At 73.1% G+C, this 16,307-nt stretch carries 6 protein-coding genes and 2 pseudogenes (1 of these 8 running past the window's edge); 4 read left to right on the plus strand and 4 right to left on the minus strand.

The window, feature by feature from the left end; translation table 11 throughout:
• The 4 genes and pseudogenes from GA0070623_RS30570 to GA0070623_RS08080 all read right to left on the minus strand — a co-directional run.
• Positions 1-1,760 carry the 5' portion of a type I polyketide synthase gene (locus tag GA0070623_RS30570; RefSeq protein ID WP_089003962.1) on the minus strand. It extends 14,833 nt beyond the left edge of the window, so the window shows 1,760 of its 16,593 coding nt (coding positions 1-1,760); its start codon is at positions 1,758-1,760; the stop codon falls past the left edge of the window.
• Entirely contained in the window at positions 1,760-2,281 is a 522-nt protein-coding gene (locus GA0070623_RS08070) for a nuclear transport factor 2 family protein (protein ID WP_067312022.1), read from the minus strand. Before GA0070623_RS08070 ends, GA0070623_RS30570 begins: the two co-directional genes overlap by 1 nt.
• Positions 2,278-7,479, minus strand: a pseudogene (locus GA0070623_RS08075) (SDR family NAD(P)-dependent oxidoreductase); the annotation flags it as partial. The pseudogene GA0070623_RS08075 and the gene GA0070623_RS08070, both read right to left, overlap by 4 nt.
• Before the next feature lie 132 nt (positions 7,480-7,611).
• A pseudogene (locus GA0070623_RS08080) lies at positions 7,612-12,465 on the minus strand (type I polyketide synthase); the annotation flags it as partial.
• Between the two features lie 463 nt (positions 12,466-12,928).
• On the opposite strand from GA0070623_RS08080, the gene GA0070623_RS08085 reads away from it, so the two are divergent.
• Genes GA0070623_RS08085 through GA0070623_RS08100 form a run of 4 tightly spaced genes read left to right on the plus strand, consistent with a single transcriptional unit; the run spans position 12,929 to position 16,247 of the window.
• Positions 12,929-13,795 carry a 3-hydroxyacyl-CoA dehydrogenase family protein gene (locus GA0070623_RS08085; protein WP_067312012.1) on the plus strand — a complete coding sequence of 289 codons (867 nt, stop codon included), beginning with the start codon at positions 12,929-12,931 and terminating at the stop codon, positions 13,793-13,795.
• A complete protein-coding gene (locus GA0070623_RS08090; RefSeq protein ID WP_067312009.1) occupies positions 13,792-14,061 on the plus strand; it encodes an acyl carrier protein in 270 nt (89 codons plus the stop codon). The genes GA0070623_RS08085 and GA0070623_RS08090 overlap by 4 nt, the downstream gene beginning before the upstream one ends.
• A complete protein-coding gene (locus tag GA0070623_RS08095) occupies positions 14,042-15,175 on the plus strand; it encodes an acyl-CoA dehydrogenase family protein (RefSeq protein WP_231932716.1) in 1,134 nt (377 codons plus the stop codon). The genes GA0070623_RS08090 and GA0070623_RS08095 overlap by 20 nt, the downstream gene beginning before the upstream one ends.
• Positions 15,168-16,247: an HAD-IIIC family phosphatase gene (locus tag GA0070623_RS08100; protein WP_067312006.1), complete on the plus strand. Its 1,080-nt coding sequence runs from the start codon at positions 15,168-15,170 to the stop codon at positions 16,245-16,247. Before GA0070623_RS08095 ends, GA0070623_RS08100 begins: the two co-directional genes overlap by 8 nt.
• Positions 16,248-16,307 lie beyond the last annotated feature (60 nt).

Consider the following 16,307-nt stretch of genomic DNA (forward strand, 5'->3'; position numbering starts at 1 on the left):
AGGTCCCCGAAGGTGCGGTGCGGGTCGACCGCGTCGCCGGTCCCGTGTCCGAGTTCCGCCGCCACGGTGGCACGGACCAGTTCCAGGGTGTCCCTGGCCGGGCCGGTCGGCGCGGCGACCTCCCCCACCCAGTAGCGCTTGCGGGTGAACGCGTAGGTGGGCAGGTCGACGTACCCGGCCGGGTCGGGTTCCAGGTCGGACAGCCAGCCGGTCGGGGTGCCGGTGTCGGCGCGACCGGCCGCGATCTCCGCCAGCGCCTCCCGGTGCCCGGTGCTGCGCCGTCCGTCGACGACGGCGTGGTGGGCGAAACGTGTCCTGGTCAGCGCGAGGGAGCGGCCGACCGCGTCGGGGTCCGCGTCGGGATGCTCCTGGAGCCAGGTGAGCAGGGCGGCGGCCTGGGCCTTCAGGGCGTCCGGTGTCGGTGCCGAGATCAGCCAGGGCACGGGTGTGCCGGGTCGGGCCGGCGGCCGGTCGGTGGTCGGTGGGGGCGCGTCGGTGAGGACGAGGTGGCAGTTGACCCCGCCCATGCCGAAGGAGCTCACGCCGGCGAGCAGCCGGCCGGCGGACGGCCACGGTCGCAGGGTGGTCTGTACCCGCAGTCGCAGGTCGTCGAGCGGGATCCGGGGATTCGGCCGGGTGAAGTTGAGACTCGGCGGCAGGTGGCGGTGCCGCAGGCTCAGCACGAGCTTGAGCAGGCCGACCACGCCGGCGGCGCCTTCGAGGTGGCCGACGTTGGTCTTGGCGGAACCCACCAGCAGCGGCCGGTCGGCGGGATGGTGGCGGCCGAGGGCCGCGCCGAGCGCGCGGGCCTCGACCGGGTCACCGACCCGGGTGCCGGTGCCGTGCAGCTCGACGTACTGCACGTCGGCGGGGTCGACGCCGGCCCGCCGGTGGGCCTGTTCGATGACCTCCCGTTGGGCGTCCGGGCTGGGCACGGTGAGCTGGTGGTCTCCGCCGTCGTGGTTGACCGCGCCGCCGAGGATGACGGCATGGATCCGGTCACCGTCCGCGACCGCCCGGGACAGCAGCTTGAGCACCATGACGGCGCCGCCTTCGCCGCGGACGTAGCCGTTGGCACGTTCGTCGAAGGTGTAGCAGCGTCCGTCGGGTGACAGGCCGCCGAAGCGGATCGCGCCGAGGGTGCTCTCGGCCAGGATGTTGATGTTGACGCCGCCGGCGATGGCGGCCGTGGACTCGCCCCGGCGCAGGCTCTCGCAGGCCTGGTACACGGCGACCAGTGAGGACGACTGGGCGGTGTCGACCGTCATGCTGGGGCCGCGCAGGCCGAAGAAGTGCGACACGCGGTTGGCGATGATGCCGCGGCCGATGCCGGCGAGGGTGTGCTGGTCGACGGCCTCCGGGTCGGCGTGCAGCACCAGCGACGCGTAGTCGTCCCACATCGCTCCGACATAGACGCTGGTGGCGGTGTCGCGGAGCCGGGCGGGCGGGATCCTGGCGTCCTCCAGGGCCTCCCAGCTCAGTTCGAGCAGCAGCCGCTGCTGCGGGTCCATGGCCGCGGCGGCGCGGGGCGGGATGCCGAAGAAGTCGGCGTCGAAGGTGTCGATCGTGTCGAGGAACGCTCCGAAGCGATGGGGCAACGTGATGCCGGGCCAGCGTCCCGGGGGTGCCTCGCCCACCGCGTCACGCCCGTCGGTCAGCAGATGCCAGAAGTGTCGCGGGGTCGGGGCCTTCGGTAGGCGGCAGGCCATCCCGATGACGGCGACGGGCTCACCCGCCGTGCTGTTCGTACCCGTGGCCATCACTGCCCCGGGCGGGTCGGGTCGGCGGCGGTCGTCCGCAGCGGCGGCGGGGCCGACATGTGCACGGTGCGGTGGGCGATGCGCCAGCGCGTTCCCTCGCGGCGTAGCCGGTCCACGTAGTTGCCCAGGCGGCGCAGTCCCAGCTGCCCGTCGGTGTACAGGCCGGTCACCGTGAAGATCGAGTACACCTCGGCCGTGGTGGGTCCGAGCGAGGTGACCAGGAGGTTGGAGGTCACGTGCCGGAACGCCACGCCGACCTCGTCGCGGGCGTGGTTCCACTGGTACGTGAAGCCCATGATGATCTGCTCCGGGGTGGTGAGCACGCTGGGGTAGCCCTCGGGGGGCGGGTCCATCCGGAAGACCGCGTCGGCGGTGTAGAGGGTCCGGAGGGTGTCGAAGTCGCCGGCGTCCAGCAGCAGTCCGGCCGCGACCACCACGTCCTGGATGGCGGCCCGGTCCCGGAGCGCCCCGGCGTCGAGGAGTTCGGTCTCGCCCGGGTCCAGCCAGTCCGTTCCGCTCATGACATCCCTTCCGTGGTGGCGCTGTCGCGCCGGATTCCGTCCAGCCATGTCCACATGGCGGCAGCGGTGCTGTCGGCGTACTCGCCGACCATCGTGCAGTGGTCCCCCGGTACCTCACCTGCCTCGTGGTCGCCCGGCCATCGTGAGCGCCAGTCGCCGGTGACGGGCGGCTCGTCCGGCGATCCGGGAACCGGCTGCAGTGGACGCAGGAACAGGGTGCGGGTCCGCACCGGTTCGGGACGCCAACCGCGGAACATCCGGCGGTAACTGCCGAACGTGGTGAGGGAGGTGAAGTCGGGGGTGGCGAAGGTTGCCCGGCGGACGACCAGTTCGTGGTTCATGGCACGCCGTAGGGCCGGGGACATGCCGTCGGGCAGGTAGGTGTCCAGCAGGATGAGGGCCAGGGGCGGTGTCCCTGCTTCCTCCAGGGCGGCGGTCACCGCGTGGGCGAGCCACCCTCCTGACGAGTAGCCGAGCAGGACGGGTGCCTCGTCGCCGCGACGTCCGACGACGTAGCGGGTCAGCACTCCGACCAGCGCCTCGACCGAGGTGGCCAGGGGGTCACCGGTCCGGAAGCCGGGCACCGGCAGCACCGAGAGGGTCGTGCGGCCCTGGAGGTAGCCGGCCAGCCGGGCGAACTGGATGGCGGCATCGACCGGCGCGAACGGCGGCACGGCGAACACCGTCGGTCCCTGTCGCCCACGTGCCAGGTCGACGAGGGTCGCGTCGGAGCCGAAGTCGGCGGCGCAGTCGAACGTCTCGCGCAGCGCGGCCGCGCCGACGCACAGGGATTCGATGGCGTTCATCTCGCCGCGCAGCGCGAGCCGTCGGTAGATGTCGTGCAGGCCGCCGTCGGTGCCGCTGGCGAGGGGGGTGGCGGTCGTGGTGTCGCCACTCAGCAGCGCCAGCAGATGGTCGGCCAGGGCCAGCGGGGTCTCGTGGTCGTAGATCAGGCCGGGGGGCAGCGGCAGGTCGGCCAGCTTGGCCAGCCGGTCGCGCAGCGCGACGGCGCGTAGCGAGTCGAAGCCGAGCTCCCGCAGCGGGCGGTGCGGTGCGACGGAGTCCGGTGAGGGGTGGCCCAGTTCGGCGGCGATCTCCGCGCGGACGAGGTGCAGGAGCAGGTCGGTCCGCTGCTCGCCGGACCGGCCGGACAGCCGGGTGCGCAGGTCGGATCGGGTGGACGGATCGGTGGTCTCCGGTGGTGGTGCCAGCTCGGTGATCAGGGGTCGGGGGCGGGCCGCGGTGTAGGTGGCGGCGAAGCGGGGCCAGTCGATGTCGGCGACGACCGGGACCGGGTTCGTGGTCGCGACCGCGCGGGACATCGCCTGGAGGGCGGTGCCGGGCGTCATCGACCGTACGCCCCGCACGGCGTAGTGCTCGCCGGCCAGTTCGGCCATGCCCGGGCCTGCCCATGCTCCCCACGCGATCGAGGTGGCGGCCTGCCCCCGTGCCCGTCGTCGCTGCGCGATGGCGTCGAGGGCGGCGTTGGCGGCGCTGTACCCGGCCTGGGAGCCGCTGCCCCAGATACCCGCCGCGGAGGAGAACAGGATGAACGCGTCGAGATCGTCGTCGCTGGTCAGCGCATCGAGAACCGCGGCGCCGCCGACCTTGGCGTCGAGCACCCCGGCGAGGTCGGTCGCCCCGGTCTCGGTGACCGTCGCCGGCGGTTGCGGGGTTCCGGCGGTGTGCACGACGGCCCGCGGTGGTCGGCCGGTGGCGCGTAACCCGGCCAGCAGGGTGGCCATGGCGGTCCGGTCCCGCACGTCTGCCGCCACCACCGTGGCCTCGACGCCCGTCGCGGCGAGGTCGTCGAGCAGCGCCGCGGCCCCGGGTGCCCGTGGTCCCTGCCGGGACAGGAGCACCAGGTGTTCGGCACCGGCGGTGGCGAGCCAGCGGGCGACCTGGCCGCCGAGGCCTCCGGTGCCACCGGTGACCAGCACGGTTCCGCTCGGCTGCCACGGGGTCGCGGCCGCCGTGGCGGTCGCCCGGGTGAGCCGGCGGACGTGGCATCCGCCGGGACGCAGCGCGATCTGGTCCTCGCCGGGGTCCAGCGCCAGCACACCGGGCAGCGCCGCGAGGTCCGCGTCCGACGGTGCGGCGGGAAGGTCGATCAGGCCGCCCCAGCGGTCCGGTTGTTCGAGCCCGAGCACCCGGCCCAGGCCGGCGGCGGCCGCGCCGGCGACGGTGGCGACGGGTTCACCGGCGACGGACGCCGCGCCTGCCGTCACGTACCACAGGGGTGCGGTGGTGCCGGCTTCCGTGAGGGCCTGGGCCAGGGTGACCGACCTGGTCAGTGCGGTCAGTGCGGTGTCCGCGCCGTCGGGTAGCCACAGGATGCCGGCCGGTTCGGTGGGCAGCTCCCTCAGCCGGGCCGCCAGGGCCTGTCGGCTCGTGCCGTCGTCGGTCAGTCGGGTCACGGTCATCCCGGCCGTGCCGCACGCGGCTGACAGCCGGTCGGCGAGTTCCCCGGCGGCGGCGACGATCAGCCAGGTACCGGCGGGGCCGTGGGCCGGTCGGGGGACGGTCAGCGGCTCCCAGCGGATCTCGTAGTGCCAGTCGTGCCCGTCGGCCGTGGCCTGCGGAGTGGACTCCGGGGCCGGGTCGGGCCAGTAACGGGTTCGTTGGAAGGCGTAGGTGGGCAGCTCGGTCCGGGCGCTTGCCGGGTGCGGGGGGACCAGGGCCGCGACGGGCCCGCCGTGGGTGAACAGGTCCGCCATCGCCTGTTCGAACGCGGCGGTCTGGCCGGTGTCGCGGCGTTGGATCGGCACGATCGCCCGGCCGGGCGACTGCGGGAGGCACTCACGGGCCAGCGTGGACAACACCGCGTCGGGGCCGACCTCGACGTAGACGGTGACGTCGGCGGCGTCCAGTGATCGCAGCGCGTCGGCGAAACGGACGGTGCGGCGGGCGTTGTCGAGCCAGTACCGGGGGGTGGCGAGTTCGACACCGGAGGTGATCCGGCCGGTGGTGGTGGAGACGAAGGCGATGGTGGGTGCTGCGAACGAGATGCCGGCCAGCACGTCGGCGTACCGGTCGAGGATGGGGTCGATCGCGGCCGAGTGGAAGCCGTGGGTGACCGTCAGCCGGGTGCTCCGCCACCCCCGCGCGGTGAAGAGCGTTTCGGCGGCGGTCACGTCGGCGTCGGTGCCGGACACCACCACCGACGTCGGCGCGTTGACGGCGGCGATGTCGACGGCCCGGTCGAGGGTGCCCAGCGCGGCGAGGACGTCGACCTCGCTGGCGCGGACCGCGCTCATGGCTCCGCCGGGTGGTAGTTGCTGCATGAGGGAGCCACGGGCGGCCACCAGGGCGGCCGCGTCCGGCAGGGAGAGCACTCCCGCCACGTGCGCTGCGGTGATCTCGCCGAGGGAGTGGCCGAGTACGTAGTCGGCGGTGTGGCCGAACGACTCGTACAGCCGGTACAGCGCGACCTCGACGGCGAACAACGCGGGTTGGGCGTACCGGCTCTGCTCCAGGTGGGCGGCGTACGGGGACGCCGGGGCCGCGAACACCACGTCGCGCAGGGGGATCGGCAGGGTGGTGTCGAACTGTCCGCACACCGCGTCGAACGTCTGGGCGAAGGAGGGGAACCGGTCGTACAGGTCCCGGCCCATCCCGGGTCTTTGCGCGCCCTGTCCGGTGAACAGTACGGCCGTCCGGACGACGCCGGCCCGCCCGACGTGGACGCCGGCGGCGGGTCCTCCCCCGGCCAGTGACCGCAGGGCGGTGAGCCGGTCGTCGCGGTGCTGGCCGGTGACGACGGCCCGGTGGTCGAACAGGGTCCGGTTGGCGGCCAGCGTGTGGGCCACGGCGGAGTCGGTCAGGTGCGGGTGGGTGGTCAGGTGGGCGTGCAGCTTCGCGGCCTGTGCCCGCAGCGCGGCGGTGTTCCTGGCGGTGAGGATCCAGGGGTGGTGGCCTGCCGGTTCGTCGGTGTCGACGTGCGGGTCGGCCACCTGTTCGAGGACGACGTGGGCGTTGGTGCCGCCGATGCCGAAGGAGGACACGGCGGCGCGGCGCGGCCGCCCGGTGTCGGGCCAGTCCCGGTGGCGGTGGAGGAGTTCGACGGCGCCCTGCGTCCAGTCGACGTGGGACGAGGGTGGTGTCGCGTGCAGGGTCGCCGGTAGTCGGCCGTGTCGCATGGCCTGGACCGTCTTGATGACACCGGCGACGCCGGCGGCGGCCTGGGTGTGGCCGATGTTCGATTTCACCGAGCCCAGGTAGAGCGGTCGGCCGGCTGGTCGGTGCTGGCCGTAGGTGGACAGGAGCGCCCGGGCTTCGATCGGGTCGCCGAGTCCGGTTCCGGTGCCGTGTGCCTCGACCAGGTCCACGTCGGCCGGGGAGAGCCCGGCGTTGGCCAGTGCCTGGGCGATGACCGCCCGTTGGGCGGCGCCGTTGGGTGCGGTGATGCCGTTCGACGCGCCGTCCTGGTTGGTCGCGCTGCCGCGTACCAGGGCCAGCACCGGGTGACCGAGCCGGTTCGCGTCGGACAGGCGTTCCACCAGCAGCAGGCCCGCGCCTTCTCCCCAGCCGATGCCGTCGGCGTCGTCGGCGAACGCCTTGCAGCGTCCGTCGGCGGCGAGGCCGCCCTGGCGGGCGAATTCCCGCAGCGGGGCGGTCGTGCCCATCACGGTGACCCCGCCGACGAGGGCCAGGTCGCATTCGTGTGCGCGCAGTGAGCGGACGCCGAGGTGCAGCGCCACCAGGGAGGACGAGCAGGCCGTGTCCACGGTGATCGCCGCGCCGGTCAGTCCGAGGGTGTAGGCGATCCGGCCGGACAGCACGGACAGCGAGCTACCGGTGACCGCGTCTCCCTCGCGGACGCCACCGGCACCGGTGGCGCTGGGCGCGTAGCCGGTGAACGCGGCTCCGACGATGACGTCGGTGCGGCTGCCGCGCAGGGCGGTCGGGTCGATGCCGGCCCGCTCGACAGCCTCCCATGCCGACTCCAGCAGCAGTCGCTGCTGCGGGTCCATCGCGAGCGCCTCGCCCGGTGAGATACCGAAGAACTCGGCGTCGAATCCGCTCGCGTCGTGCAGGAATCCGCCCAGGTTCGGTCCGACGTCGAGTGGGGTCCATCCCCGGTCGGTGGGCAGGGTGGTGATGGCGTCCGTGCCGGCGGCGACGAGGTTCCACAGCGCGTCCGGGGAGTCGACGCCGCCGGGGTAGCGGCAGGCCATGCCGACGATCGCCACCGGTTCCAGGGGCCGGGCCTCGACTTCGGCGAGCCGCTGGCGGGTGTGCTGCAGTTGGGTGACGGTCTCGCGGAGGAAGTGGCGGAGTCGCTCGGAGTTGGTCACGGACCCTCCTCGGCTGGTGGGCGGTCGGCCGGGTCACGAGATCCCGAAGTTCTCCTGCAGGTACTCGAACATCTCGTCGTCGCTGGCGGGCAGCGGTGCGGTCGTCGCCGTTCCCGCCGCCCAGTTCGCGGTCAGCTCGGCCAGTCGGGCGGTCACCCGGGCCCGGGCCTCGGCGGTGAAGGCGGTGGTGTTCAGGCCGGCTTCGAGCCGGTCCAGGTCGGCGAAGACGGCGTGCGACGGCGGTGCGTCGTTCGCGGGCAGGAGCGCGTCGCGCAACTGTCGTGCCAGCAGTTGGGGGGTCGGGTGGTCGAACACCACGGTGGTCGCCAGCCGCAGGCCGGTGGCGGCGTTGAGCCGGTTGCGCAGTTCCACGGCCATCAGGGAGTCGAAGCCCAACTCCCGGAAGGGCCGGTCGACGTCGACGGCCTGCGCCTGCGCGTGCCGCAACACCCCTGCGGCGCGTTCCTGCACCAACGCGGCCAGGATCTTCTCCTGTTCCGCCGGGTCGTGCGCCACCAGGTGTTCCCGCAGTCGGGCCGCCCGGTCCGTGCCGCCGTCGCGGTCGCCGTCGGCCTCGACGAAGTGCTCGACGAGCGTGCTCGGGCGCAGTGCGGTGTAGGCGGAGATGAACAGGGACCAGTCCAGGTCGGCCACGACCACGGTGGTGTCGCCGCCGGCGACGGCTCTGCCCAGTGCGGTGATCGCCGGCTGCGGGGCCATGGCGCGTACTCCGACGAGGTCGAACAGGTCGCGTAGTTCGCCGGGCGTCTCCGTCAGCCCGGTCTCGGTCCAGCCGCCCCACGCGATGGCCGTCGCGGTCCGGCCACCGGCACGACGACGGCAGGCCAGGGCGTCGAGGTGGGCGTTGGCTGCGCTGTAGGCGGCGTGTCCGGCGCCGCCGAGCACCCCGGACAGCGACGTCATCAGGACGAACGCGTCCAGGTCCGCGCCGCCCAGCAGGGCGTCCAGGTGTTCCGCGCCGTGCACCTTGCCGGCGACCACCTCGGCGAACTGCGCCGTGGTGAGGTCGGTGGTGAGGGTGTAGCCGCCGCTGACGCCGGCCGCGTGGACGACCGCGCGCAGCGGGAACTCCTGCGGGACGCGATTGAGGGCGTCGGCGAGCGCCGTGCGGTCGGCGGTGTCACACGCCTCGAAGGCGACGGTGGCGCCGCAGGCGCGCAGTTCCCCGGCGAGGGTGTCGGCTGCCGGTGCGGCGGCGCCCCGGCGGCTGAGCAGGACGATGTGCCGGGCACCGTTGCGGGCCGCCCACCGGGCGATCCGGGAGCCCAGTGCGCCGGTGCCGCCGGTCACCAGGACGGTGTCCCTCGGCTGCCACCGGTGGCCGTCGGGGCCGGGAGCCGGTGCCCTCACCAGGCGGCGGGCCAGCACCCGGGAGGTGGTCACCGCGACCTGGTCCTCGCCGGTGCGACCGGACAGCACGGCGGGGAGTTGGGCCAGGGCGGCGGCCTCGGGCAGTGGGGGCAGGTCGGCCAGGCCGGCCAGAAGTCGTGGGTGTTCCTGGGCCACGGCCAGGCCGAGACCCCACAGTTGGGCCTGTTCGGGGTCGGGTGCGGGGGTGGTCGCCGTGGTCGCGCCCCAGGTGAGGCACCACAGTTTCGCCGCCAGTGTCACCTGGGTGAGCGCCTGGACCAGGGCCAGGGTCAGGGCGACGCCGCCGGACACCTGGGGATGGTCGGGGTCGGCCTGCCGGGCCAGGGCCAGCAGCGACACCACGCCGACCACCGCCGGGGCGTCCCGCACGCCGTCGCGCAGCCGTTCGGCCGCCCGCGCGCCGCTCGCGTCCCGCGGTGACAGGGTCACCGTCCGCAGGTGGGCGCCGCTGTCCTGGAGCCGGGTGAGTACCGCGTGCAGGCGGTCGTCCTGGTCGTGGACCGCCGGCAGGACCACCACCCAGGTCCCCAGCAGGCCCGCCGGGGGCTGCGGGGGCAGCGGTGTCCACGAGACGTGGTAGCGCCAGGAGTCGGCGAGGGTGGTCTCGGTCGACTGTTGACGCCAGCGGGCGATCGCCGGCAGCGCCGCCCGCAGGGTGGTGTCGTCCGGTACACCGATCAGCCGGGCGAAGTCGGCGGGGTCGGTGCGGTGCGCGGCGTCCCAGAACCGTTGGTCCGCGACGCTGGTGGGGGCGACCGGTGTGCCGGGTCGTCGGTCGGCTGCCTCGTCGGCCTCGGGGAGCCAGTAGCGGTCGCGTTGGAAGGCGTAGGTCGGCAGGTCGACGACGGTCGCGCCGGTGAACGCCGCGCGCCAGTCGACGTCGGCGCCGCGTGCGTGGGCTTCGGCGACGGCCGACAGGAACTGGCGTCGGTCGCCGCGGCCGCGCCGCAGCGTGCCGATGATCGTGGCATCGGTGCCCGACTCGTCGATCAGGTCCTGGACCCCCATGGTGAGCACGGGTTGGGGGCTGACCTCGACGAAGAGGCTGTGCCCGGTGTCGAGCAACGCCCGGGTCGCGACGTCGAGCGCCACCGGCTCGCGGAGATTGCGGTACCAGTAGGTCGCGTCGAGGCCGCGGGTGTCGAGGTGGGTACCGGTGACGGTGGAGTAGAAGGGGACGTCGGACGGCCGCGGGGTGAGGTCGGCCAGCGTCGACTCGATCTCGTCGCGGATCTGCTCCACCTGGCCGGAGTGTGCCGCGAAGTCCACACCCTCGATGCGCCAGCGCAGCATGCCCCGACGGGACAGCTCGCGTTCCAGGTCGGTGAGGGCGGTGTCGTCGCCGGAGACGGTGACGGCGGCCGGTCCGTTGACGGCGGCGATCCACAGCCGGCCCCGCCACGGCTCGATCAGTTCCCTGACGTCGGCCACCGGCACGAGGGCCGAGAGCATCGCGCCGGCGCCGCGTAGCCGTCGCAGGGCTCTGCTGCGCAGGGCGACGACCTTCGCGGCGTCGGGTAGGGAGAGTCCGCCGGCCACGTACGCGGCGGCGATCTCGCCCTGGGAGTGTCCGGCCACCGCCGCGGGGCGTACGCCGTAGGACGCCCACAGTTCGGCCAGGGCCACCATCGTGGCGAACAGCACCGGCTGGACGACGTCCACCCGGTCCAGCGTCGGCGCGTCGGGCAGCCCGCGGACGACGTCGAGCACCGGCCAGTCGAGCCAGGCGGAGAGGGCATCGGCGCATTCGGCCATGGCGCGGGCGAAGGCGGGTTCGGTTTCCAGCAGGTCGCGTGCCATGCCGTCCCAGTGGGTGCCCTGCCCGGAAAAGAGCAGCACCGGTTGCCGGGCGGCCTCGGCGCGGCGTCCGGTGACGGTCGTCGGGGCGGGCCGGTCCTCGGCGAGTGCTCCGAGGCCGTCGAGGAGCGTGGCGCGGTCGGTTCCGGTCACGACGGCGGTGTGTTCCAGGGTGGCGCGGGTCGCGGCCAGTGAGTAGCCGACGTCGGCGGCGTCGAGGGCGTGCTCGTCGACGTGGGCGCGCAGGCGTCGGGCCTGGGCGCGCAACGCCTCGGGTGTGCGGGCGGACAGCACCCACGGCAGGATCACGGCCGGTCCGGGGATGGGTGCGGGGGCGGGGACGGGGACGGGGGCCTGTTCGAGGATGACGTGGGCGTTGGTGCCGCTCATGCCGAAGGACGACACGGCGGCGCGGCGGGGGCGGTCGACCGTCGGCCAGGGCCGTTGCCGGGTGGTCAGGCGTACGGCGCCGGTGGACCAGTCGACGCGGGTGCTGGGCTGCTGGGCGTGCAGGGTCGCGGGGAGCACGCCGTGGTGCAGTGCCAGCACCATTTTGATCACTCCGGCCATGCCGGCGGCGGCCTGGGCGTGCCCCAGGTTGGATTTGACGGAGCCGAGCCAGAGTGGTTCTCCGGCCGCTCGGTCCCGGCCGTAGGTGGCGAGCAGTGCCTGTGTCTCGATCGTGTCGCCGAGCCGGGTGCCGGAGCCGTGTCCCTCGACCGCGTCCACGTCGCCGGGGGTCAGCCCGGCGGCGGTCAGCGCGGCCTCGATCACCTGCTGCTGCGCCGCGCCGTTGGGTGCGGTCAGGCCGTTGGAGGCGCCGTCGGAGTTGACGGATGACCCGCGCAGCACGGCCAGGACGGGGTGGCCGTGTCGGTGCGCGTCGGACAGTCGTTCCACCAGCAGCACGCCGACCCCTTCGCCCCAGCCGGTGCCGTCGGCGGCGTCCGCGTAGGACCTGCACCGGCCGTCCGGGGCGAGTCCGCCGTGTTGCGCGAAGGCGACGAAGCTGGCCGGTGTGGCCATGACGGCAGCGCCTGCGGTCAGGGCGAGGTCGCACTCGCCACCGCGCAGGGAGTGGGCGGCCAGGTGCAACGCGACCAGTGAGGACGAGCAGGCGGTGTCGACCGTGATGGAGGGTCCGCGTAGGCCGAAGGTGTAGGAGAGCCGGCCGGAGCCGACGCTGCCGGACACGCCGGTGAGCAGGTGTCCCTGGAGCCCGGCCGGGGGTGGGACGGCGGTGAAGGCGTAGTCGGTGTTGCCCATGCCGACGAAGACGCCGGTGCGGCTGCCGCGCAGGGTCCGGGGGTCGACACCGGCCCGTTCGAGGACCTCCCAGGTGGTTTCCAGCAGCAGTCGCTGTTGCGGGTCCATCGCCAGGGCTTCGCGGGGGGCGATGCCGAAGAAGCCGGCGTCGAAGTCGGCTGCGCCGGTCAGGAATCCGCCGCTGCGTACGGACGGGGGTCCGGTGGTGTCGGTGGACGGCGGTGGCCAGCCGCGGTCGTCGGGGAAGCCGGTGATCGCGTCCGTGCCGGCGGTGAGCAGCCGCCAGAGGTCCTCGGGTGAGGCCACGTCCCCGGGGAAGCGGCAACTCATCCCGATGATGGCGATCGGCTCCCGCTGGCGTTCCTCCTCCGCGCGGAGCCGATGGGTGGTCCTGTCCAGCTCAGCGGTAACTCGTTTGAGGTAGTCCAGCAGTTCGTCGTCGCTCACCAAGATCGAAGCTCCTCAATTGTCAGAGAACGCCTGATCTATGTACCCGCATCGGGCCACGCGGATCTTCCGTAATCTGACTCGCGTGACGGAGACCACAGGGTGCGACGCCGGCATCCGTTCAACCATCCCCTGGTCAAACCGGCTGCGCAGAGGGCAATGATCTGCGGGACACCCGACGGAATCCATTTCCGATATTTACCGGCAATGTCCCGCCGCGCGTTTTCGCACCCTGCCCTGAATGGACGGATGAGTCATCTGACCTATGTCGGTAAATGTGCCAGGTGCTAGCCTCGCTCGCGGTGGGACCGGACACCGGTCAGCCGGTTCCCGGGAATCCGCCACGTCAGCAGCAGGAGTCCGCCACGTCAGCAGCAGGCCCACGTCGGGCCGCGCGCCACCAGGAGTCCGCTCGGGGCGAGGATCGTCGAGGGTCGGGGGCACACGCATGGGAGTCGAGTCCGAGCAGCGGCCGGTCGCCGTGGTGGGCGCCGGGGTGATGGGAACGGGCATCGCCACGACCGTGCTCGGCAGCGGACGACCGGTGGTCCTGGTCGACAACGACCCGGCGGCGCTCGACCGGGCCGCGCAGACGATCCCCCTCCAGCTACGCCACGCCCGGCTGATGAACGCGGCACCGCCCGACGGGCGGTCCGGCCGGCTGGTGACGGCCACCTCCGTACGGGAGCTGGGTGGCGTCTCGGCCGTGATCGAGGCGGTCAGCGAACACCTCACCACCAAGACCGCGATCCTGGTCGAGGTGGCCGGGGTCGTCAGCGCGGAGGTTCCCCTCGTCACCAACACCTCGGGCATCCCGATCGACGAGTTGGCCGAGGCCCTGCCCCGGCCGCACCAGCTGGTCGGCACCCACTTCATGAATCCCGCGTACCTGATCGACCTGGTCGAGGTGATCCGGGGACCGCGTACGGGCGACGCGACCATGGCCGCGCTGATGGCCCTGCTCGCGGGCCTGCGCCGGCGCGCTGTGCAGGTGCGTGACTCGCCGGGCTTCGTCACCAGCCGGCTGCTGCACCCGATGCTCAACGACGCGGCCCGCCTCGTGGGTGACGGCATCGCCACGGCCACCGAGGTCGACGCCCTCATGCAGGGCTGCCTCGGGCATCGGACCGGACCGCTGCGCACTGCCGACCTCATCGGCCTGGACAACCTGGTGGATTCCCTGGCGGCCCTCTACGAACGCACGGGCGAGCAGCGGTACCGGCCCTGCGACCAGTTGACGACGAAGGTGCGCGACGGCCAGCTCGGCCGCAAGTCGGGCCGCGGCTTCTACGACTACACGGAGGCACTGTCGTGACGGCGGAGCACAGCGCGGAGATTCTCGACACCGAAGAGATGTTGCGGTCGTACCTGGCCGCCCAGCTCAAGACCACCGTCGAGGCCGACCAGGATCTGTTCGACAGTGGCCTGGTCAACTCGATGTTCGCGATGGAGCTGGTGGTCCACCTGGAGCAGACCTTCCAGATCGCCGTTCTGGGCGCGGACCTGCGGCTGGACAACTTCCGCTCGGTGCGGTCGATGGCGACCCTGGTACGGCGGCTGCGTGACGACCGTGGCCGGTGAACGCCACACCGCCGCCCGCGACCTGACCAGCACGCTCATCGGCGACCGCGCCGGTGGGTGGGACCTCGCCGGCGAGCTTCCCGTCGCGGTGCTGCGGGAGTTGGGCCGGCGGGGCGCGCTGTGCGCCCAGGTGCCGGTGGAGTTCGGCGGGCTCGGTCTGAGCAGCGCGGACAACGGTGAGCTGACCGCGCACACCGGCGGTCTGTGCAGCTCGGTGCGCAGCGTGCAGACCTCACAGGGCATGGCGGCCTGGAGCATCAGCCGGTTCGGGGATCCGGAGCAGCGGCGGCGCTATCTGCCCCGGCTCACCGGGGGGCGGCTCGCGGCGGTGGCGTTCAGCGAGGTCGACGCCGGTAGTGACCTGAGCGCCATGACCACCCGCATCGAGGTCGCCGGTGACGAGGCCGTGGTCACCGGGGAGAAGGTGTGGACCACGGCAGCCGGCTACGCCGACCTCATCCTCGTCGTCGGCCGGTCCGGGTCGGGAGCGGCCGTCGCGGTCGTCCCCCGCGACAGCCCGGGGGTACGACTCACCCGGGTTCCGCATCCGTCGGGCTGCCGCGCGGCCGGGCACGCCGACGTACGTCTCGACGCCGTCCGTCTCCCCGTCTCCGCGATCCTCGGCGGCGGTGGGCACGACCTGTCGATGCTGGTGACCGCGATGCTGCTCTACGGGCGGATGTCCGTCGCCTGGGGTTGTGTGGGCATCCTGCGCGAGTGTCTACGGGTGTCGGCCACCCACGTCCGTTCCCGGTCCCAGTTCGGCACCGAGTTGGCCCGCCACCAGCTCGTGTCCCGGCACCTCGCCGAACTCCTGGTCGCCGAACAGGTGGCCACGCGTGCCTGCGAACACGCCAGCAGGTGCTGGGACGCCGGTGAGCCCGGGCTGGTCGCCGCCGTGGTGCTGGCGAAGCAGGTCAGTTCGCAGAACGCGGCACGCGGCGCGGCGACGGCCGTGCAGTTGCTGGCCTCCCGGGCCGCCCACGACGGGAGCCCGGTGGCCCGGGCCTACCGTGACGCCAAGCTGATGGAGATCATCGAGGGCACCACCGAGATCTGTCAGCTCGTCCTCGCTGACCACGTGCTGGCCACGGCGGGGAGGGGCGATGCCTGACCAACCGGTGAAGTGTCTCGTCTGGGACCTGGACAACACGCTCTGGCGGGGCACCCTGCTGGAGGGCGACGACCTCCGGCTGCCGGACGAGGTGCGTGAGGTGGTCACCACCCTGGACGCGCGGGGCATCCTGCAGTCGGTCGCCAGCAAGAACGACCACGCCCCCGCGTGGCGGCAACTGGAGCGGTGGGGTGTCGCGGAGTACTTCCTCCTGCCGGAGATCGGGTGGGGGCCCAAGTCCGAGTCGGTGCGCCGGATCGCCGACGGTCTGCGGTTCGCGTACTCGGCCGTCGCCTTCGTCGACGACCAGCCCACCGAACGCGCCGAGGTCGCGTTCCACCTGCCCGACGTGCGCTGCTACACCCACGACGAGGTGCCCGGACTGCCGCACCGGCCGGAGTTCACTCCGCTGGTGGTCACCGAGGACGCCCGGCAGCGACGCCGGATGTACCAGGCCAACGCCCGACGCACCGCCGTGCGACGCGACTTCACGGGGCCGGATCAGGAGTTCCTCCGCTCGTTGGAGCTCCGGATGCGGATCGACCGGGCGACCGACCGGGACCTCGCCCGGGTCGAGGAGCTGACCCGGCGGACCAGCCAGATGAACGCGACCGGGGTGCACTACTCCGATGCGGCGCTACGGCGGCTGCTCGCCGACGCGGGCCACGAGGTCCTGGTGACCACCCTGGCCGACCGGTTCGGTCCGCACGGGGCGGTCGGCGTCGTGCTGGTGGCGCGCAAGGAGGGCGTCTGGCAGGTGAAGCTCCTGGCCACATCGTGTCGGGTGGTGCAGTTCGGAGCGGGGGCGGTGATCCTGAACTGGCTCGTCGACCGGGCCTTCGCGGCCGGCGTCCACCTGGTGGCCGACTTCCGGCCGACGGAGCGTAACCGGATGATGGAGATCGCCTACCGGTTCGCCGGTTTCACCACCGATCCCTGTGCCTGCACGACGGTGTGTGACCGTCCGGACGAGGCGGACACCCAGCACCTGCATCTCGTGCCGACCCCCCGGGACGCGCCCGGCACGATCCGGGTCACCGCCACCGACCTGTTCCCGGCACGCGGACGCTGACCGCCGGTGGGCCGACCGCGGCGGGACCGACCGCCTCCGGCCCCGGGCACCCAGGCAGCT

Origin of the sequence: Micromonospora rifamycinica (genome assembly GCF_900090265.1) — a bacterium.
GTDB lineage: Bacteria > Actinomycetota > Actinomycetes > Mycobacteriales > Micromonosporaceae > Micromonospora > Micromonospora rifamycinica.